At 70.9% G+C, this 19,464-nt stretch carries 20 protein-coding genes; 7 read left to right on the top strand and 13 right to left on the bottom strand.

Annotated features, from left to right (window positions below):
- Positions 1 to 63: 63 nt before the first annotated feature.
- Positions 64 to 498, bottom strand: coding sequence for a protein-tyrosine phosphatase family protein (locus ACWGI6_RS04270; RefSeq protein ID WP_453266044.1), 435 nt, complete (start codon positions 496 to 498; stop codon positions 64 to 66).
- A gap of 99 nt (positions 499 to 597) precedes the next feature.
- Between ACWGI6_RS04270 and ACWGI6_RS04265 the strand changes: the two genes are divergently transcribed.
- Positions 598 to 1,134: an HAD domain-containing protein gene (locus ACWGI6_RS04265; protein WP_453266043.1), complete on the top strand. Its 537-nt coding sequence runs from the start codon at positions 598 to 600 to the stop codon at positions 1,132 to 1,134.
- Positions 1,135 to 1,202: 68 nt separating this feature from the next.
- Positions 1,203 to 1,736: a GNAT family N-acetyltransferase gene (locus ACWGI6_RS04260; RefSeq protein ID WP_453266042.1), complete on the top strand. Its 534-nt coding sequence runs from the start codon at positions 1,203 to 1,205 to the stop codon at positions 1,734 to 1,736.
- 108 nt (positions 1,737 to 1,844) lie between these two features.
- On the opposite strand, the gene ACWGI6_RS04255 is transcribed toward ACWGI6_RS04260, so the two are convergent.
- Entirely contained in the window at positions 1,845 to 2,789 is a 945-nt protein-coding gene (locus ACWGI6_RS04255; protein WP_453266041.1) for a PhzF family phenazine biosynthesis protein, read from the bottom strand.
- A gap of 84 nt (positions 2,790 to 2,873) precedes the next feature.
- On the opposite strand from ACWGI6_RS04255, the gene ACWGI6_RS04250 reads away from it, so the two are divergent.
- Positions 2,874 to 3,776 carry a LysR family transcriptional regulator gene (locus ACWGI6_RS04250; protein WP_453266040.1) on the top strand — a complete coding sequence of 301 codons (903 nt, stop codon included), beginning with the start codon at positions 2,874 to 2,876 and terminating at the stop codon, positions 3,774 to 3,776.
- 229 nt (positions 3,777 to 4,005) lie between these two features.
- Here ACWGI6_RS04250 and ACWGI6_RS04245 read toward each other — a convergent pair whose 3' ends face one another.
- Together ACWGI6_RS04245 and ACWGI6_RS04240 are read right to left on the bottom strand one after the other, a co-directional pair.
- On the bottom strand, positions 4,006 to 4,737 hold the full coding sequence (locus ACWGI6_RS04245) for a hypothetical protein (protein ID WP_453266131.1): 732 nt from the start codon (positions 4,735 to 4,737) through the stop codon (positions 4,006 to 4,008).
- Positions 4,738 to 4,895: 158 nt separating this feature from the next.
- Positions 4,896 to 5,885: an ornithine cyclodeaminase family protein gene (locus ACWGI6_RS04240; RefSeq protein ID WP_453266039.1), complete on the bottom strand. Its 990-nt coding sequence runs from the start codon at positions 5,883 to 5,885 to the stop codon at positions 4,896 to 4,898.
- 575 nt (positions 5,886 to 6,460) lie between these two features.
- Between ACWGI6_RS04240 and ACWGI6_RS04235 the strand changes: the two genes are divergently transcribed.
- The gene (locus ACWGI6_RS04235) at positions 6,461 to 6,718 is read left to right on the top strand and encodes a WhiB family transcriptional regulator (protein WP_453266038.1); all 258 of its coding nucleotides are present in this window, start codon (positions 6,461 to 6,463) and stop codon (positions 6,716 to 6,718) included.
- Positions 6,719 to 6,884: 166 nt separating this feature from the next.
- The gene (locus tag ACWGI6_RS04230; RefSeq protein WP_453266037.1) at positions 6,885 to 7,544 is read left to right on the top strand and encodes an NADPH-dependent FMN reductase; all 660 of its coding nucleotides are present in this window, start codon (positions 6,885 to 6,887) and stop codon (positions 7,542 to 7,544) included.
- Positions 7,545 to 7,720: 176 nt separating this feature from the next.
- Here the strand turns inward: ACWGI6_RS04230 and ACWGI6_RS04225 are convergent, their stop codons facing one another.
- The 7 genes from ACWGI6_RS04225 to ACWGI6_RS04195 form a co-directional block, all read right to left on the bottom strand.
- A complete protein-coding gene (locus tag ACWGI6_RS04225) occupies positions 7,721 to 7,945 on the bottom strand; it encodes a hypothetical protein (protein ID WP_453266036.1) in 225 nt (74 codons plus the stop codon).
- Entirely contained in the window at positions 7,942 to 8,346 is a 405-nt protein-coding gene (locus ACWGI6_RS04220; protein WP_453266035.1) for a hypothetical protein, read from the bottom strand. The genes ACWGI6_RS04225 and ACWGI6_RS04220 overlap by 4 nt, the downstream gene beginning before the upstream one ends.
- 52 nt (positions 8,347 to 8,398) lie before the next feature.
- Positions 8,399 to 9,886, bottom strand: a complete 1,488-nt coding sequence (locus ACWGI6_RS04215; protein WP_453266034.1) for a sensor histidine kinase — start codon at positions 9,884 to 9,886, stop codon at positions 8,399 to 8,401.
- A complete protein-coding gene (locus ACWGI6_RS04210) occupies positions 9,883 to 10,593 on the bottom strand; it encodes a response regulator transcription factor (protein WP_453266033.1) in 711 nt (236 codons plus the stop codon). The genes ACWGI6_RS04215 and ACWGI6_RS04210 overlap by 4 nt, the downstream gene beginning before the upstream one ends.
- A gap of 88 nt (positions 10,594 to 10,681) precedes the next feature.
- Entirely contained in the window at positions 10,682 to 12,931 is a 2,250-nt protein-coding gene (locus ACWGI6_RS04205) for a xanthine dehydrogenase family protein molybdopterin-binding subunit (RefSeq protein ID WP_453266032.1), read from the bottom strand.
- Complete coding sequence (locus tag ACWGI6_RS04200; RefSeq protein WP_393904776.1) at positions 12,928 to 13,926, bottom strand: FAD binding domain-containing protein; 999 nt, start codon at positions 13,924 to 13,926, stop codon at positions 12,928 to 12,930. The genes ACWGI6_RS04205 and ACWGI6_RS04200 overlap by 4 nt, the downstream gene beginning before the upstream one ends.
- On the bottom strand, positions 13,926 to 14,417 hold the full coding sequence (locus tag ACWGI6_RS04195; RefSeq protein ID WP_453266130.1) for a (2Fe-2S)-binding protein: 492 nt from the start codon (positions 14,415 to 14,417) through the stop codon (positions 13,926 to 13,928). Before ACWGI6_RS04195 ends, ACWGI6_RS04200 begins: the two co-directional genes overlap by 1 nt.
- A gap of 187 nt (positions 14,418 to 14,604) precedes the next feature.
- Here ACWGI6_RS04195 and ACWGI6_RS04190 point away from each other — a divergent pair, with 187 nt between their 5' ends.
- Positions 14,605 to 15,063 (top strand): RrF2 family transcriptional regulator, encoded by a 459-nt coding sequence (locus ACWGI6_RS04190; RefSeq protein WP_393904778.1) that lies wholly within the window; start codon positions 14,605 to 14,607, stop codon positions 15,061 to 15,063.
- 86 nt (positions 15,064 to 15,149) lie between these two features.
- Here the strand turns inward: ACWGI6_RS04190 and ACWGI6_RS04185 are convergent, their stop codons facing one another.
- Positions 15,150 to 16,469 (bottom strand): hypothetical protein, encoded by a 1,320-nt coding sequence (locus ACWGI6_RS04185; protein WP_453266031.1) that lies wholly within the window; start codon positions 16,467 to 16,469, stop codon positions 15,150 to 15,152.
- Positions 16,470 to 17,289: 820 nt separating this feature from the next.
- Positions 17,290 to 17,886, bottom strand: a complete 597-nt coding sequence (locus ACWGI6_RS04180; RefSeq protein WP_453266129.1) for a ribosome-inactivating family protein — start codon at positions 17,884 to 17,886, stop codon at positions 17,290 to 17,292.
- A 222-nt stretch (positions 17,887 to 18,108) separates the two neighbouring features.
- Between ACWGI6_RS04180 and ACWGI6_RS04175 the strand changes: the two genes are divergently transcribed.
- Entirely contained in the window at positions 18,109 to 19,374 is a 1,266-nt protein-coding gene (locus ACWGI6_RS04175) for an acyl-CoA dehydrogenase (protein ID WP_453266030.1), read from the top strand.
- Positions 19,375 to 19,464 lie beyond the last annotated feature (90 nt).

The following is a 19,464-nucleotide window of genomic DNA, read 5'->3' as shown; positions in this document are numbered from 1 at the left end:
CGACGGCCGGTGAACGCGCCGCAGCCGCCGGCAGCCGGCCGGTTCCGGCCCGGCGGGCCCCGCCTACGCGTCCGCGAAGCGCCGTACGAAGCGTCGCTGCCAGGGGGTTTCCACAGCGCGATGGTGGTAGTGCCGACGGACGAAGGCTACGGCCCGGTCCGCCGGCACCCCGTCGAGAACAGCCATGCATGCCAGCGCCGTTCCCGTCCGCCCGCGCCCGCCGCCGCAGGCTACCTCGACGCGTTCGTCCGCTGCCCGGGACAGCGCCTCCTTGAACACGAGGCGAGCCTGCCGACGGTCCTCGGGCAGCCGAAAATCAGGCCAGCGCAGCCATCTGGCGTCCCACTCGGTCGACGGAGGCCGCTTGCCGAGAAGATAGATCGCGAAGGTGGGCGCCGGCCCTGCGGGAAGGGGGTGGCGCAGGCCCCGGCCGCGCACCAGGATGCCCGAGGGGAACCGCATGACCCCTGGGTCCGACGAGCTCCAGTTCTCAGCCATACGCGCACCCTATCGACGGCCGATGCGGGCCGATGTCAGGGGGAGAACTCCTGGAGCAGCGGCGCGGCGCATCGCCCGACGCGCCGCTATCTTTCAGCGGTGACCGGTTCTGCAGAGCGCCCGCTCCTCTTCCTCGATGTCGACGGCCCCCTCATCCCGTTCGGGCCGGCGCCTGACGACCGTGCGGGCGGGCATCCGACGTACGGCACGGGCCACGAACCGGCGGAGGCCGGCTCGAATCCGCTGCTGGCCAGGATCAACCCGGAGCTCGGGCCCAGGCTGGCAGCCCTTCCGTGCCGCCTCGTCTGGGCAACGACATGGATGACCGAGGCTAACGAGTGCATCTCGCCGCGACTCGGACTGCCGGAGCTGCCGATGGTGACGTGGCCGGACCCGTCCGACGACGAGGAACGAGACGCACGGGCGGGGCTGCACTGGAAGACCCGCACGCTCCTCGACTGGGCGGCCGGGCGCACATTCGCCTGGGTCGACGACGAGATCACCGGCATCGACCGGTCCTGGGTGTCCGCCCACCACGGCGAGCGAGCCCTGCTCCACCGCGTCGATCCCCGCCGTGGCCTCGCCGACGCGGACTTCGTCGTCCTCGATGACTGGCTGCGCCAGATGGTGAACTGACGTGCCGTGGCACGCTCCTGGCAAAGCCGGCGTTGCCCGCGGCCGGTGCGGACAGCAAGATGCGGAGGATGACAACGAATCCGCCGTCAGTGCCACCCACCGTGGTCCGGCTCGCGCGGTATGCGGCAACGGAACTGCGTGAGATCGTCGGGGACGACGAGGACCCCTTCGGCGTCTCCGGGACCGGGCTGACCTGGCTGCCCAAGCGGGAGCACTTCGCCCTCAGACGGGACGGCCGCCTCGTGGCACACACGGGTCTGGTCACACTTCCCCTTTCGGTCGGCTCGGCCGAGACCCAGGTGGTGGGCTTCGGCGGGGTGGTCGTCGCTCCTGACCTGCGGGGACACGGGCTGGCCCGGCTCGTGGTCACGGCCGCCCTGGAACATGCCCGCACGATGGGCCCGCAGTACGGACTCCTCTTCTGCCGGCCGCACCTCCTCCCCCTCTACCAACGCCTCGGCTGGCGGGCGCTGCAGGAGGAGGTACACGTCGAACAGTCCGAAGGGCCCGTGGTCATGCCGTTGCGGACCATGTGGATCCCACTGCGCGATGGGGCACATTGGCCGGTGGGGCGGGTACGTCTGCTGTCCCTCCCGATGTGATCGGCGGACCCTCAGGCCACGACACCGTCCGTCCGTGACGTGGCGTGGCCGCCGAGTGCGGTGGGCGGCCCCGCGGTCGGCGGCCTCACCTCCCCTTCGCCCCCCGGCTCACCGACCCGGAGCCTGGAGGGGGACGGCCTGCCCCGTTACCTGCACCCGCGGGTCGTCGGGGCGGAGGTCGACGTAGAGGTCGCTGGGCCGGCCCATGTCCTCGCCCTGCCGGATGTGCACCCGCAGGGGCTCCGTGACCAGGCCCAGGGCGCGCAGATACCCGCCGAAGGCCGCGGCGGCGGCGCCGGTTGCCGGGTCTTCCACGACGCCGCCGACCGGAAAGGGGTCGCGGGCGTGGAAGTCGAGGCGGTCGGGGGCCGCACGGTGGACGAGGTGCACGGTCGTCCAGCCGTGCTGCCGCATGATGTCGTGCAGCGCGTCGAAGTCGTAGTCGAGGGCGGCCAGTCGTGCCCTGCTCCGGACTCCCAGCACGAGATGGTCGTTGCCCGCGAAGGCGATGTGCGGCGGGAGGCCCTCGTCCAGGTCGTCCCTGGTCCAGCGCAGGGCCCGCAGCACCGGCTCGACCTGGGTGGTGTCCTCGGCCGGGTGGGAGTGGGCCGGCACGCTGGTGAGCGTGGCCCGGACCAGCCCGTCGACGAGGCTCGTACCCACCCTGATCTCGCCCGCCGGCGTGTCGAACAGCAGCTCACCGGTTCCGGTGCGGGAGGCGAGGGCCACGGCCGTGGCGATCGTGGCATGTCCGCAGAAGGCGACTTCGGCGCGGGGGCTGAAGTACCGCAGCCGGTAGCGGCGGGCGGCGAGGTCATGTGCCGTGACGAACGCCGTCTCCGAGTACCCGACCTCCGCGGCCACGGCAAGCATCCGCGCGTCGTCGAGGGCATCGGCGTCGAGCACCACACCGGCCGGGTTGCCGCCCGCCGGGTCGGTGGTGAAGGCGGAGTACCGCAGCACCTCGACGGTGCCCGAGCCGTGGAGGGCGTCCGGGCTCTCGGTGGTGTCCGGGCTCGGGCTCGGACCGGTGGGGGAGGTGTGTGTGGTCATGGCTTCACGATGGCAGCGCGATCCGATCGCGTCCAACGATGGTTCATGCTCGACTCCATCGAGAATCGCGATAGCGTACGTCCGATGGACACCAGACTTCTGCGTACGTTCGTGACTCTCGCCAGAGCGGGAAGCTTCACCGCCACGGCCCGCGCACTCCATCTCGCGCAATCCACGGTCACCGTCCAGATCCGCACCCTGGAAAGGGAGTTGGGGACCCCGCTGTTCGACCGGATGCCGTCCGGGACGGTCCCGACCCGGGCCGGGTTGCGCCTGCTGGAAGAGGCCGAAGCGGTACTCGACGCGGTGGCCCGGCTCCGCGCGACGGCTGCGGCCGGGCAGCATGACATGGCGGACGGAACGACCGAGGGCCAGGTCGCCGTCGGCGCGGGCGATTCGCTGTGCTCCTCACGGCTGCCCGGAGTGATCGCTTCCCTGCGGCGCACCCACCCTCGCCTGGATGTCCAGCTGCACGCCGTCAGCACGGCCACGGCGGTGGACGGACTGCGAACCGGTCGGCTCGACATCGCACTGCTGCTGGAACCGGAGGTCGGCGAAAGCGACCTGCTGGCCCGCAGGATCGCGGACGAGCCGCTGACGTATGTGGCCGCACCCGGGCATCCGTTGGCCGGACGGGCGGCCGGCTGGGACGAGTTGGCGGGCGAATGCTTCTTCGTCCACGAGGAGGGGTGCTCGTACAGTGACCGGCTCGTACGCACCTTGCTGGGCCTGCCCGGTGCCCACCCCCGGATCACCCGGTTCGGCAGCATCGACGCCGCCCGGTCGTGCGTCGCTGCCGGTCTCGGCCTGACGCTGCTCCCCCGTGTGACGGTCGAACACCACCTTCACGAGGGCCGGTTGACCGCAGTGGACGGCCCCGAGGCCCAGCCCGTGCCCGTTCAGCTCGTCCGGCACCGGAGACGGTGGTTCGCGCCGGGCGCGCAGATCGTGGCCGAGGAGCTGACGCGCACCTTCGCGGCGGCGTGAGAACGTGACGCCGCCTCAGGGGCGCCAGACGTCAGGGGGTGCGTGAGCGGGCGGACATGGAAGCGCCGGCCGGCCGGAGCGCTGCTCCCCGTCTTCGCCTCTCCCCGTCAGCCCAGGAGCCCCACAAGAGTTCGGTTTTGTCCTTCGTCCGCGTGGAGGCTCGGCGCGTCGTTTGGACAGCCCACGGGCCTCCGACACGGTGAGGTCGTGCGCCCTCTCCTCCTTCGCCTCACCGCAGCGGCGGTCGTCCTCCTGGCCACCAGCAGCTGTGTGTCCCTTCCGGCCGGCGGCCCCTTGCACGATCCCGGTCGCGCACCGGGCGGACGCACGGTCGCGCCGGGCCGGCCCTCACCGCTGGTGCTGCCCACGCGGGGCTCGTCGCATGAGCAGCTGGTCGATGTTGCGTCCGTGGGGCGGAAGTCGAATCGGCCCTCGACGTTACACAAGGCAGATGCCGCTCCCCGGCACGCAGCGCCCGTGAACCGACGGCAACGGCCCCGCGGACGGACGCTGCCCCGCCCCGCTCACTCCACGCCGTCGAGGCCGCGTCCGGTGCCGGTACGAACGATGCCCCGCCATCGGCAGCCCACGGCCTCGGCCCCGCGAGAACTTCCGCGGACGTCGCGGCCTCGCCCGAACGTCGATGCCGGCCTCGTGTGCCGGATGGCGTCCGGCCGCGTCCGGCCGGATCTTGTGCGGCTGTGCCACCGGACGTACGGACGCTGAAGCGGCGCCTGCGTGGTCGCGCGGTCCTGCGTCTTGACCGTGGTTGCCCGATGGTGGGGCGCCTCAGCCGGCGGTCGGCAGGCCAGCGCGGAGCATCGCCCTGAGCTGCTCGAACGCGGTGGGGACCGGTTGCCGCGGCAGAAACTCCCCTGATCTGCCGCGCACAGTCCTGCGCGCTGGTCGTGGCGGTGTCGCACTCGATGTCGTACAGGCCGTGGGCGTGGACCTGCTCCACCTGGCGGGCTGCCAGCCCCACCGGACGGTCGCCTCGCCGGCTCTCGAAAGGCAGACCCCTCGGGCGTGCCCGTCGGCCCCTTGGTCAGCCTTGTGGAGCCCCGGTGGGTGAGCGCCCGCGCCCCCGCCGTACGCAGGCGCTCCCCCGGCGTGCGTGTGTCACTCCAGCGGGATGTCCGCCCCGGCCGACTGTTCGCGGGCAGCGGCGACGACGAGGGCTGCGGCTGCCGCGTCCTGCACTGCCACTCCGACGGACTTGTAGAGGGTGATCTGGTCCGGCGAGGAGCGGCCCGGTTTGCTGCCCGCGAGGAGTTCGCCGAGCTCGGCGTGCACATGTGCTTCGGTGATGACGCCGTCGCGCAGAGGGGCCAGCAGGTCGTTGCTGCCCGCGGGGAAGGGCGCCAGCGCCGCCTGTCGCGACTCGACGCACACCAGTGCGTCGGCCACCGTGGCATCGTCGATCTCCCGGCCGGCCGGGTTGAAGCCCACCGAGGTCACATGCACGCCCGGTGTCAGCCAGGAGCGGCGGATCACGGGGTCGACGGCGTGGGTGGTCGCGGCGGCGATCTCCGCGCCGTCGAGTGCCTCGGCGTAGGTGGCTGTCGCCTCGGCGGGGACGTGGAGTTCGCAGGACAGGGCGTCGGCCAGGGCGGCCGCCTTCGCCCGGTCCCGGCCCGCCACGCGGATGTGCCGGATCGGGCGGACCCGGCACATCGCCTCGGCATGCGACCGGGCCTGCGCTCCGGTGCCCAGGACCGCCAGCACCGAGGCGTCCTCGCGGGCCAGCAGGCGCGCCGAGAGCGCCGAACAGGCAGCGGTCCGCGCCGCGGTGATGGCCGTGCCGTCCAGCAGTGCCGCGGGCTCTCCGGTGTGCGGATCGAAGACGACGATCAGTGCCTGGTGAGTCGGGACCGGGGTCCCCCCGTTGTGCGGGAAGACGGAGACCAGCTTGCTCATTAGCACCCCGGCCGACGGTACGAAGCCCGGCATGGCCGCCAGAAACCCCTCCCGTTCCGGCACCAGGGCGGCAACGCGGTCCGGAGAGGAAGCGCGGCCGGCGCTCAGGTCCGTCATCGCCGACGCCAGTGCGTCGATCAGCGAATCCAGGTCGAGCAGCTCCTCGACCTGCGAACGCCCCAGTACCAGCATCCGTTTGCACCTCCTGATCACAGCGGTACGGCCGACGGTACGCCGAGCCGCGGGGCCGACCGTAGCCCCCTGCAGATTTCGTTCGGTGAACGATCAGCGGCAGGTCGCACCGCACCTCGCTCACGGCTGCCACCTCCGCGCGCCGCGGCCCGGACCCGACGGCGGGACGCAGAGATGCCGGCGACGGGCACTCCGGGACGGCCGCGCCGCGTGCGTCGGCCGGTGACGTCCCCGGGCTCTCGCCTGCCGCGACGCGCGAAATACGGCTTCGCTCACCCCCACTCGGCCACCCGACACCTGGAGCCGGACGCGGGTTCCGGGAGGGCGCGCGGTGCAGGAGTGCCGCGCCGAGCTGGGGGTAGGCGGCGCGATACAGCCGAAGGCAACGGTGTTCGCGCCGCGCCGCGCCGGACCGGAATGCGCCAGTCGGCGGTGGCGAAGCATTGTGGGCGCAGGATCGGGCACGCGAGGACAACAGGACGGCCGGGCAAGGCAGTTGAGGACGTCAGTGGGCAGCCCCGGCGCCTCGCACCGAGAGACTCGACCGCGCTCGGCCGAGGAGAACGGAGGTATTCATGGACTGGCGCCACGACGCGGTGTGCCGCGAAGAGGACCCGGAAATTTTCTTTCCCGTCGGCAACACCGGCCCCGCGCTCCTGCAGATCGAGGAGGCCAAGGCCATCTGCCGCCGCTGCCCGGTGATGGGGCAGTGCCTGCAGTGGGCCCTCGAATCCCGTCAGGATGCGGGTGTGTGGGGCGGGATGAGCGAGGACGAGCGGCGCGCCATGCGGCGTAGGGCCGCCCGGAACCGGGCTCGCAGCGCCTCCGCGTAGGGGGCGCCCGGGCCGGCACGGTTCCGGCGGCTCCGGAGCAGGTCAGGACATGGCGTGGTGGGTACCGGGTGTGCCGCCGGTGCGCCTGTACGCTTTCGTCACCCCAGGCAGTGGCCGTGTCCCGCGGCAACGGGCACGCGCTCTGCTGTGCCGGAAGGACGTCACCATGCCCACGGATGCACACCCCGGACCGCTGCGCGTCCTCGTTCTCGGCGCCGCGCTGCGGGCCGGGTCGAGCAATGCCCGCCTGGCTTCCCTGGTCGCCCGCATGATGACCGAGGCCGGCGCCGATGTCGACCTCGCCGCGATGCGGGAATTCGACATGCCGCTGTACGACGGTGATGTGGAGGCCGAACAGGGGGTGCCGGCGGGTGCGCTGGCGCTGCGTGACCGGCTGGAGCGCAGCGACGCCTTCGTGCTCGCCTCCCCCGAGTACAACGCTTCCGTGCCAGGAGTCGTCAAGAACGCGATCGACTGGGTCTCGCGGGTCCGGCCGCAGCCGTTCAAGACGAAGCATGCGCTGCTGGTCTCCGCCTCCCCGTCCCTGGTCGGCGGTAACCGGGGGCTGTGGGCGCTGCGGGTTCCGCTGGAGCATTTGGGCACCCGTGTCTACCCCGACATGTTCAGCCTTGCCGCGGCCCATGAGGGGTTCGCCGAGGACGGGCAGCTGGCCGATCCCGCGCTGCAACAGCGCCTGAGCGAGACCGTCACGGCCTTCCTCCGCCTCGTCGAGGCCGATGCGCGCTACGTCTGTCTGCAACGCCGGTGGTACGAGTTCCCGGGAGACCGCACCGAGGCTCCCGTCACCCAGCGGGCCGAGGACTGAGCCGGATCGCCTGAGCGCGCCGGTCGTGGGGGCGCGCTCAGGCGAAGGGACGGCCGGGGCACGGCACCCGGTCGGCAGGCCCGTTGAGATGGCGGGTGCCTCGGGTGTACTGCTCCTGTGCTCCGTACGCCCCTCCGTCGTGGCGGGGCGTACGCGCGCCGTCTTCGGTGCGGGTCTCAGCGGTCCGCGGCCGCATCGGAGTCCGCGGCGGCCGCCGCGCTCTCGGCACCGTCCACCAGCTTGCGCATGCCCGCCAGGTCGGTGGGCGCGGGCGCGGACGGCGACGGTGTCACGTGGGGGGCGTCGCCCTCGGCGCGCACCCCGTTGCCGCATCCGGCGACGAGCAGTCCGCACATCAGGGTGATCGCCCCGAGCACGGCGGCCTGTCCGGTACGGGTCACGACGAGGCCGCGTTGTGGTGGGTACCGCACCAGGTGGCGACCTTGGCGAGGTCCTTCTGCCGCTGCTGGAGCGTGGGGACGAGGGACTTGCGGTGGGTGAGCTTGTGGTTGAGGAAGGTCGCGATCTCGGTGTGCCCCGCAGCCTTCGCCTTCTTCACACGCTTCTCCAGGCGGGCGACGGAGCCACGGGCTCCGGCCTTGCCCTGCAGACGGTGAAGTGCCCTGTGGATGCGCTTCTCGATCTTCGGGACGCGCTTGCACAGCGCCTGCGCGCCGTCTCCCGTGCGGGTCTTGGCGGAGGCGGACGGTGCCGGGGTGCTGTCCGCGGCGGCGGTGCCGGCGACACCGAGCAGGGCGGTCGCCGCAGCCACCGAAGAGAGGGCGATGTTCCGGGTACGCATAAGGGTCCTCCTCACGAGCGTGGCGGGCACGGTGCCCGTCCGCGAGGAGAAGTTAGGGACGTTCTTTGTGGAAACCTTGTGGCCGGTTCGCGGGGTCCGCCAGCCAGTCCCGGTGCGCGGGCAGCGCGGTGTGCTGGGGACGGTGGGCGGGAGCGGCGGGGAACACGACCTCGAAGCGGGCGCCCCGGCCCCCGGGGCCGTCCAGAACCCGCAGCCCGGCCCGGTGCAGGGCGGCCTGCTGCGCGACCAGGGTGAGACCGAGCCCGGAACCCGGACTGTCCGGACGGCGCTGGAAACGCTGGAAGATCGCATCCCGGCGCTGGTACGGCACTCCCGGCCCCCGGTCTTCGACACCGAGGACGATGCAGGGGGAGCCGCTGTCCTCAGCGGCACGGAGGGAGAGCGCAACGTGGGCGCCGGTCTCGGCGGACCGGCCGTGGACCAGTGCGTTCGTCAGGAGGTTGTCCAGCATCGAACGGAGTCCGGGCTGCCATCCGTGGAGCGTCAGTCCCGGGCTGCTGTGGACCACCACTTCGGCCCCGGGGTGCCTGCGCCGGATGTCCGCGGCGGCCTCATCGGCGAGATCCGCCATGTCGATGGCGGCAAACGAGTCCGCCTCGACCAGATCGCCCTGGGCAAGTGCTCTCAGCATCACCAAGAGGCCCAGCAGACGGGCGTGTTCATGCCGCAGGTCGTGCACCGTCTCCGCCCGGTCGGCGGCATCGAGGTCCTGGAACGCATCGAGGATGTCGAGGTTGGTCTGCATGCTCATCAGCGGGGTCCGCAGCTCGTGGGACGCGGCGGCGGAGAACGAGCGTGCCGAGGCCAGCGCCTCGGCGGTGCGGGTGGCTTGCTCGTCGTACCGGGTCAGGAAGGTCTGCAGGGTCCGGGCGAGGTCGTCGACCTCGGTGATCCGGGTCGGGGCATGATCCAGCCGAGCGGCGCCGGTGTGCGGGTCGAGTCCGCCGGCCGCCTGCTGCAGACGCCGCAACGGCCGGGCCGCGCGGGCGGCGAGCAGCCAGGCCGCCGCACCGGCCGGCGGAGCGGCGAACAGCGCCACCGTGACGACCCTCCGGCGCACCATCCCGAGCTGTGCCTCGCGCGCCGTGTCCGGGGAGAACAGCCACAGCACGCCGTGCACCCCGCGGCCGGTGACCGGCACGGCCAGCACCCGCCAGCTCTTGCCGTGTGACCGGACGGTGGACGGATGGTGTGTTCCGGCCGGCGGGGGAACCGATGCGGCGGGTTGCGGGCCGTCCATGACGGTGCCGTCGGGGCCGGACAGCCGGACGCCGACGTCCAGGGCCGAGGTGAACAGCTTCCGCTGGCGGGCCTGCTCGGCGCGGGGCCGGTCGTGGGAGCTGGCCCGCAACAGGCCACGCGCCGCCACGGCCACGCTCTGCGCACGTTCGGTGAGGCGCTGATCCGCCTGGGTGCGCAGATCCTTGCCCACCAGCTGCACCAGGAGCCAGCCGGACAGCATCACCAGCAGCGGCACCACCATCCCGACAACGAGCGCGATCCGGGTGGACAGTCTCATCGCGCCGCCCCGCTCTCGTCGTCCCGCAGCACAAAACCGACGCCGCGCACCGTGTGCACGATCCGGCTCCGCCCGCCCGCTTCCAGCTTGCGCCGCAGATAGCTGACGAAGGTGTCCACCGCATCGGTGCGGACCTCGAAGTCGTAGCCCCATACGCGTTCCAGAAGCTGGTCGCGGGTGAGCACCTGCCCGGCGTTGCGGGCCAGGACCTCCAGCAGGGCGAACTCGCGTCGCGTCAGCTCCACTTCCCGGTCGTCGAGCCGTGCGCGGTGCGCCACCGTGTCGAGCGCCAGACCGCCGACGCGTACGGCATCGGTGGGGGCGGGCGGGCGGCGCCGCAGCAGCGCATGCAGGCGCAGTACCAGTTCGTCCAGGGCGAACGGTTTGACGAGGTAGTCGTCGCCGCCCGCCTGCAGTCCGGCGACCCGGTCGGTGACCTCGTCGAGGGCGGACAGCATCAGCACGGGTATGTCGTTGCCGCTCTCCCGGAGGCGTCGGCACACCGCGATGCCGTCGAGGTCGGGCATCGAGATGTCGAGGACCATGACGTCCGGCGGCGCCTCGTCCATCCGCTCCAGCGCGGCCCGGCCGCCGTCCGCCAGCCCGACGGTGAAGCCGTTCAGCCGCAGCCCACGCCCGAGCGACCGCCGGATCGCCGCGTCATCATCCACCAGCAGGACCCGGCTGGTACTGCTTTGTCCGTACATGTATGCCTCCGTGGGACCGCCGCCTGACGAAATCATCCGTCATGGGCTCCGGGGGTCCTCAACCACGGTCCAGAAGGCAAGACCGGTCCTACAGCAGGTCCTCGATCCTGATCGGCAGATCCCGGGTGCGCCGGCCGGTCGCGTGGAAGACGGCGTTGGCGATGGCCGCCGCGGCGCCGACCATGCCGACTTCCCCGAGGCCCTTGACGCCCAGCGGATTCACGACCGTGTCCTGCACTTCCACGAACTCGATGTCGACGCCGGGGGCGTCGGCGTTGACCGGTACCAGGTACTCCCCCAGGCTTGCGTTCGCCCAGCGGCCGTCGCGGGGGTCGACCAGCGTGCCCTCCAGCAGCGCCTGGCCGATGCCCCAGATCATGCCGCCCATGACCTGGCTGTGGGCGGTCCTGGCGTTGAGGATCCGGCCCGGGGCGAAGGCACCGACCATCCGGCGGACGCGGACCACACCGAGGTCCGGGTCGACGGCGACCTCCGCGAACTGCGCGCCGAAGGTGGCGAGTCCGTACGGCACGTTCGCGGGCGGCGGGCTCCAGCTGCCGAGCGCATCCATATCGGTCATGAAGTGGCGCTGCATCAGGTCGCGGTAGGACTCGCCGCTGCCGGGCCGGTCCCGTAGCTCCATCCGCCCCGCACGGACGACGACGGCGGCCGGGTCCGCCAGATGCAGCGGGGAGTCGGGGTCGGCGATCGCCTGCTCGATCATCTGGTCGCGGAGCGTGGTGGCCGCGGTGTGCACCGCGGCGCTGATCATGCCGGCACCTGCCGAGCCGACCGTGGCGGCGACGTTCGGCAGATCGGTGTCGCCGTACTCGAACCGGACATTCTCCAGGGAGACACCCAGGCCGTCGGCGGCGACCTGGGTCATCGCGGTGGCCGATCCGGTACCGAACTCCTGCGTGCCGGCCTGCACCACGGCGGAACCGTCGGCGTAGAGACGGGCCCGGGCTCGTTGCGGCTGCATGGGGAAGAACACCGGGTACCCGGCGGTGGCCATGCCTTTGCCGATGAGCCAGTTGCCGTCCCGCTCGGAGCGGGGTTCGGGGTTGCGGGACTGCCAGTCGAAGCGGGCCGCGCCACGGCGGTAGCACTCCTGCGCACCGTCGCTCGACCACGGGTGGCCGGTGTTGGGGTCGGACTCGGCGTGGTTGCGCATCCGCAGTTGCACCGGGTCGACGCCGATACGGTGGGCGAGCTCGTCCATCAGGCATTCCAGCGCGTACATGCCGGTGGTCTCGCCGGGCCCGCGGGTGAAGGTGGGCGTCATGGTGTTGCTGCGGATCAGCCGGTAGACACCCTCGTAGTGGGGGCAGGCGTACGCCTGCGAGGCGATGCTGAGCGAGGGTTCGGCCCAGTCGTCGAAGGGTGAGGTCAGCGAGAGCTTGTGGTGGCGCAGGGCGGTGAGCCGGCCGTCGTCCGTGGCACCGAGTTCGACGCGCTGCTCCTGCTCCTCGCGGTGGCCGCAGGAGGTGAACATCTGCTCGCGGGTGAGTGCCAGCTTGACGGGGCGCCGCACATGCCGGGCGGCCACGGCGGCCAGGGTGACATGCGGCCAGATCATGGCCTTGCAGCCGAATCCCCCGCCGACGAACGGAGCACGGACCCGCACCTTCGACGGGGGGATGCCCAGCAGCGCCGCCACGGTGCTCTGGCTTGCCACGATCCCCTGTGTGGCGTCGTAGAGGGTGAGCCGGTCGCCGTCCCAGACTGCTGTGGTGGCCGATGGCTCGATGGGGTTGTGGTGGTTCGCCGCGAAATGAAATGTCGCGTCGAGTCGTTGGGTCGCCGCCTGGAAACCGGCCTCGACGTCGCCGCGCACACTGCGTGCGGGGATGAACCCGGCGAAGATCGCCTCGGGTTCGTAGGCCTGGTCCCGGCCCTCTTCGAGGGTGGTGGTGGAGGGGCTGCGCTCGTAGTCGACATGGACCTGCCGGGCCGCGAACTGGGCGCGCTCGTGCGAGTCGGCGATCACCATGGCCACGGGCTGTCCGAAGTAGTGCACGGCATCGTCCTGCATCGGGAAGAAGCTCTCCCCGGGAGCGGCGTGGCCGGCCAGCGACGGAAGCAGATGGGGCCGGCCGGCGACTTTCGGCAGATTGTGGTGGGTCAGTACGGCGAGCACACCGTCGGCGTTCTCCGCGGCACTCGTATCGATTCCGGTGACCCGTCCGCAGGCTGTGCGGGCGCCGACGAGCGCCGCGTACACGGTGCCGGGCAGGGTGTACTCCGCTGCGTAGCGGGCGCCTCCGGTGACTTTGGCGCGGCCGTCGACGCGGGCGAGAGGCCGGCCGATGGCGGTGAGAGTGGCGCCCGTGGTCATGCTGTCCCCTCTCCTTGCGCGGCAGCGGTCTGCAGGGCACGGACGAGGGTCCGCCGGGCGAGTTCCGCCTTGAACGCGTTCATCGGGCGGGTGAGGGCGGGGGCCAGCTCCACGCCGGCGGCCCGTGCGAACACGCCCACGTCGGCGCGCTGCCCCACGAGGGCCTCCTCGGCCCGGCGAGCGCGCCACGGCTTGGTCGCCACGCCGCCGAGGGCGAGCCGGACCTCACGGATCACCCCGTCCTCCAGCGCCAGCGCCACCGCTGCCGAGGCGAGGGCGAACTCGTAGGACTCGCGGTCGCGCACCTTGAGGTAGAGCGACCTGCGCGCCATGGGGACCGGGGGCACCTCGATCGCGGTGATCAGTTCGCCGGGTGTGAGGGGGTGCTCCCGCTCGGGTGTGTCGCCCGGGAGCAGGAAGAAATCGTCGACCGGGATGCTGCGGGATCCATGGGTGCCCTCCACATGCACGACGGCGTCCAGGGCGACCAGCGCGACCGCCATGTCCGAGGGGTGGGTGGCAATACAGTGCTCGCTCGTGCCGAGGATCGCGTGACCGCGATGGACGCCGTCCAGAGCGGAACAGCCGCTGCCCGGAAGGCGCTTGTTGCACGCGGATTCGGGATCGCGGTAGTAGGCGCAGCGCACACGCTGCATCAGATTTCCGCCCATCGAGGCCATGTTCCGCAGCTGCGCGGAGGCCCCGAGAAGCAGTGCCTGGGACAGCATCGGGAAGCGCTCCACGACTGCCCGTGCCTCCGCCACCTCGCTCATCCGGGCCAGCGCGCCGATGAACAGCCCTCCGTCGGCCCGGTCCTCGATCCCGGCCAGGGGCAGCCGGTTGATGTCCACGAGGCGATGGGGACGCAGCACATCCAGCCGGAGCAGGTCGACTTCAGTGGTGCCGCCCGCCAGAAAGGAACTTCCGGGGTCACTCGTCACCGCCGCGACCGCACCGGTCACATCCGTCGCACGGGTGTAGCTGATGGCACGCATCACTGTCCTGCCTTCCGGCCACGCACCTCGCGGATGGCGGAGCGGATATGGGGATAGGCCGCGCACCGGCAGATGTTCCCGCTCATCCACTCGGCGATCTCGCGGTCGGTCCCGGCATGCCCTTCGTTCAGCAGGGCGACGGCCGACATGATCTGCCCGGGTGTGCAGTATCCGCACTGGAAGGCATCGTGCTCGACGAATGCGCGCTGCATCGGGTGCAGCTCATCACCCTCGGCGAGACCTTCGATGGTGGTCACTTCCCGGCCTTCGCAGGTGACGGCCAGTGTCAGACAGGCCAGCACCCTGCGCCCGTCGACCCAGACCGTGCACGCTCCGCAGGTTCCCTGGTCACAGCCCTTTTTGGAACCGGTGAGAGCCATGTGCTCACGCAGGGCGTCCAGGAGGCTCACCCGGGGTTCCAGGTCCAGGACGTGGGAGACGCCGTTGACGACCAGGGCCATTTCCACGCCGGCGGGCCCACGCGTTTCCATGGTCGAGGACTCGGCGACGGACATGTGCGCGCCTTTGTCTGCCACGACACTCACCTCGGAGTCGATGCCGTACGTCGAGCGTCCGTCCGGTCGTCCGGGCTCGCAACCGGGCGGGGGTGTTCCACGGGAGCGGTCGTGGGTGCACCCGGAGGTCCTGTGTCGTGCCCCTTACGGGATAATGCGGAGCATGCGGATTTCAGCCAGAGCGGACTATGCCGTGCGGGCGGCGCTGCAGCTCGCCGCTGCCCGGGATGCGGGCCCGCTCAAGGCGGAGGCCATCGCCCAAGCACAGGACATTCCGCATAAATTCCTCGAAGGCATCTTGAACGACATGCGCCGGGGCGGGCTCGTCCACAGTCAGCGCGGCGGCAACGGCGGCTATCGGCTGGCCAAGCCCGCGGAGGCCATCAGCATCGCGGATGTCATCCGTGTCGTGGACGGCCCGCTGGTGTCGGTACGCGGAGTCCGTCCACCGGAGTTGTCGTACTCGGGGCCCGCCGAGTCACTGCTGCCGCTGTGGATCGCCCTGCGGGCCAACGTCCGCCAGATCCTCGACGGTGTGTCGCTGGCCGATGTCGCCTCGGCCGAGCTGCCGGACCCGGTGTCCGCACTGACCGAGGACCCCGCGTCCTGGACCAACCCCTAGCCGGCTGAGCAAGTACATGAAGTGTGTCGTGCCGGCGGGGGCTGGTGGGTGGCGCGAGCCGCTGCGGAGGACCAGCGGGGCGGTGCCTACCTGCGCGCCTTCGTCGGACGCACCGGGAGGCGGTCCTGTTCCCGCTGCAGCGACGTGAAGTCGTCGAAGACGGTGTAGTTGTGCGGGAGTTTGTCACCCTTGTTGTGCTGAACGGTGAGGTTGACGTACAGGCTGTTCAGCATCCAGGGCTTCTTGCCCGCGTTGATGTGCGTCACCATCGCCTTTGCCTGCATCACACCGTAGGTGGCTACGGCCAGCCGGCCCGTCTTCCGGTACTTCTTCACCTGATCCCGCATGAAGTGCTTGTGGCTCTCGAACCACGGGCTCATCCGCAGGAAATCGTTCCACTGCTTCTGTGTGAAGGGCTGCTCCTTCGCGAGCTTGAGAAGCTGCCACACCTTCATTCCCCGGGTGATGTCCATTTCTTTCTCGTAGGCATGGACGAAGTCCGTGGGAATGGTCTGGGTCATCTGCTTCTCGTAGTACCCCACCAGCGAGAACTCGGTGACGAGGAACTTCTTGTTGTCGTTGAGCTTGGGTAGTACGTAGTTGAGGTATTTCTGGGCGGCTTCCGCCGACGTCACATGCGGATGGATGTCCAGGCCCTCGAGCTGTGGAGTCTTGTTGACGAACTCGATCCAGCCCCTGGTCGCCTCCGAGATCATTCGGGGATCGTCGAGGCGGTTGAGGGCCCCCATGTAGAGATGCGTCCGGCAGCCGTTACGGAATCGCTTCTCCCGGTAGGCAATGACGTGCTTGGCCACCTCCCGGTAGAAGGGGTTGAGCTTGGTCACCCTCTCCTCCTGATGGGTTTCGAGGAAGGGCTCGTTGCCGATGGTGAGGATGTCCACCTTGTCCAGTACGGCCTGCAACACCTTGTCCACCGCGGCCAGTTCGGCTTTCATCCCTTCCGTCGCCGGGGAAGGGACCGTCTGATTTTCTTTGCTGAACTGGAATTTCAGCGCCAGGATCGTGCCGAACCCCTGTCCGTGCATCTCCAGCAGCTTCCGGATCGCCGGCTGCTGCAACGGGTCCGTGCCGTCCTTGATTGTGTCCATCAGCACGAAGCCGCGTACCCAGGTGGCGCCAAGGGCGTTCAGCGCGGCCTTGTCCACATGGGCCGGGTCCTCATTGAAGTTTGCGCCCAGCACACCGTTCGGGCCGGCTACGGCGGCGCGGTTCTGCAGGGCATCCTTGCCCTCGGGCTTCTTCGCCGAGTCCGCCTGGCCGCCCTGACTTTCCTTCGTGCAGCCGACAGCCAGGAAGGCTCCGCCGGAAACCCCCAGCAGCCATCGGCGCGAGACCGGGTTCCCTCCCCGGGAGGTCCGGACCTCAGCGTCCTGGTTGATCTCCATGGCACAACTCCCTCTCGTTCGTGCGGATCCGATGGTCACAGGATCCGAAGCTGCCGTCAGCGGCGCGCGGACGCCGGTGCGGCGTCGAGCCGGGCGGTGAGCTCGCGGGGCTCCCCGGGCAGGGCGGCCTTGCACCACCTCGCCCTCCGGACCCGTGGCAACGCCCGGCACACGAAGGGACCATGCATCCCGAGAAGGGCGGTCGCTCCGCGTGCGACAGGCCCGATATGCCCCGCGCAGCCCCCCGTGCCGCCCGCGGACTTGAGGCTCCCGTCCGCGTCGGCAACGACGCTCGTGTGCGGCGCAACCAGCGCTTGGTGCCCAGCTACCCAGACCGCAGGCCGGACATCGGGCGCTGGATGCGCCGCGATTCGGCTTCCTGCATCTGTGCGGCGTCGCGTCCGCCAGTCGGCTCCTGCCGCGGCCGGAGCGCATTCCGCTCTCTGACGACTCGCATGCGGACAGCGTGTCAGGGCCGGAAGTCTCTGACAAACGCCCGCACACAGTTCTGGCCCCTCTCCGCCCTCCGGCTCATGCATGGGTTTCGTACGACCGTCCGGACCAGGGCCTGTCTGATAGGTCGGTGACAACCGGACTGCCGAGCGGCTGCGCCAGGCGATCCGTACCCAAGTGTGGGTGGTGGACGACGTGGCGCTCCCAAGTGCGGCGCGCCGGCCGCAACAGCGACGGGCGTCGCCGCCGAGGACGCCGGGGCGACCGCGCCGAGGCACTGGCGCAGTGGCGGCAGCGCATCCTCCGGCACGCGGTGGAGCACGGCGGCAGCCGCTCCCGGTGAGCGCCTTGTGGGGTGCTGTGAAGGTCAGCCCTTCCTCGTCGGTGGCTTGATCAGGTAGAGCCGGCGAGCCAGATCCAGCGCGGTCAGCAGCACGTGGGCCCCATTCCAGTCGTATTCACGGCGCTGCTGCCACACCTCGCCATCACCGCTCGGGTCGGTGGCGCGTGCCTGAAAGACGACCCTGGACCGCTGGTCCCAGTTCCTGATCTCGTCCGCGTGGTTGCCCACGACCCAGGCCGACCTGCCACGGATCGCCTGAGCGATCTGCGCGGGAATCGCCTGGAACCGCGCCCCTTCCGCCAGGGCCACGGCCAATACCTGGACTCCGGTCTCCAACGTGTGGGTGCTCGTGTTCGGGTCGTGATGGAAGATGGCGAGCACCGCCTCCCGCAGGCGGCTCCGGCTGATAGTGGTGGTGGGGAGGCCCTGGTAGGTGACGCCCCACTCGCAGGTAAGAACCCCAACGCCGGCCAGCCGGCCAGGACGTGTCCGGCCGATCGTGCGCCGAGCGGGAGGACGGCCACGTATCCGGACGCAGTGGACCCTGGCGCCCCCATCGCCATGGCGGTGCCACAGAGCGTGCGGCCGACTTCGCAGCGGGCCCGGCCGCCGGCGGGCCATCACAAGCGGTCCGGATGCCAAGACCGGCCTGTCCACCCTTTGAACGCCCCTTGATCCGCCCGCAGTCCGGAAGCATTCTATTCCCTATCAATCCAGTGGGAAAACTAGGGAAGCCGGAGGGGCGAAGTGGGCGTGCGGACACCGATGCGTTCCGTTCCTCTGGCCGGCGGCCGGATCTCCCTGCCCGCGCCGGAGACACCCGACAGGACGGTGAACGGCGCAATGCCGAAGAAATCCGCAGTACGGCCCGCCTTCATAGAGCTCAACCACCTTGCCGATGAAGGGCTCCGGCTCCGTGTCACCCGGGAGATCGCGGACGATCTCGCCGTCGACGCCCTCGGCCGCGACCGCGCGGGCAAGCCGCCGTTCGACGAGGTCTCACGGCTGCGCGAAGCGGGACTGCCCGCGCTGCTGACGCCGCCCGGTCCGGCCCGGCGCGGCACCGACTGGCGCACCGCCTGCGCGGTCATCCGGGAGATCGCGGCGGCCGACAGCTCGGTCGGCGAACTGCTGGGCCGGCACTATGTGTTGTCGTGGAGCGCACAGTTCTTCGGCAGCCCGGAAAAGGCCGACGGACTCGAACTCCGGGCGGCGGCGGAGCAGTGGCTCTGGAGCGGGAGTACCGATATCCCGGACCTGGAACCGACGGCAGGTCCCGACCTGACGCTCACACCGGTCGCCGGTGGGTACGTCCTCCACGGGTGCAAGACACTCGCCGGGGGTGTCCAGGTCGCCGACCGGCTGGCGCTCGGCGCGGTATGCGCCGACAGCGGTGAGGCACTGATCGTCTATGTCGACCCGGCCCATCCGGGCGTGGCGGCCGATGCCGAGAACGACCGCCTCGGCCAGCGGCTCACCGGCGCCGGCAGCATCAGCTTCGACGGCGTCCCCGTCCCCGCTGACCACGTCCTCGGTGCCGTCCCCCGCGACGAGCACGCCGTCTCCCCCTTCGCCACGCTCGCCCCGCTGGCTCTCCGGCTCGCCCTCGTCCACGTCAGCCTGGGGACCGCCGAAGGAGCGCTTGCCGAGGCCCGGGACCTCAACCGGGCCGCACCGCGCAGCTGGCCGGCCGCCGGTGCGGACGACGGCGGGTACCCGGAGCGGCCGGGTGCGGATCCCTATCTCCTTCTCGCGTACGGGGAGTTGGTCACGGCCGCCCACACCGCCGCGGCGGTGGTCGACTCGGCGACGGAGGCACTGGCGCGCGGTCTGCTCGCGGGGCAGGGGCTCGGTGTGGACGAGCGCGCGGACATCGCGGTCCTCGTCGCCGCGGCCGAGGCCGTCACCAGCAGGTCCGCGATGGACATCACCACCCGCGTCCTGGAACTCACCCGGGGCGCCGACTCCCCGGCCGGCGCCCCGGGTTTCGACCGGTTCTGGCGCAACGCACGCATCCTGACGGCGCAGGCCTCCCCCACCCACAGGCTCCGCGACATCGGCGACCACTATCTGAACGGCACGCATCCGCCCTTGACCTTGCGCGTCTGACGAAGCTGCGGTCCACCGGGCGGAGTCCGTCATTCCGCGCGGTGCCGCGGTGAGGTGGTAATTCGCCGGAACTGTCGGCGTAGCGTCGGA

Source organism: Streptomyces sp. NPDC054786, from assembly GCF_053611685.1.
The sequence above is the reverse complement of the archived record's forward strand: the minus strand, read 5'-3'. Positions and strand labels throughout refer to the sequence as shown.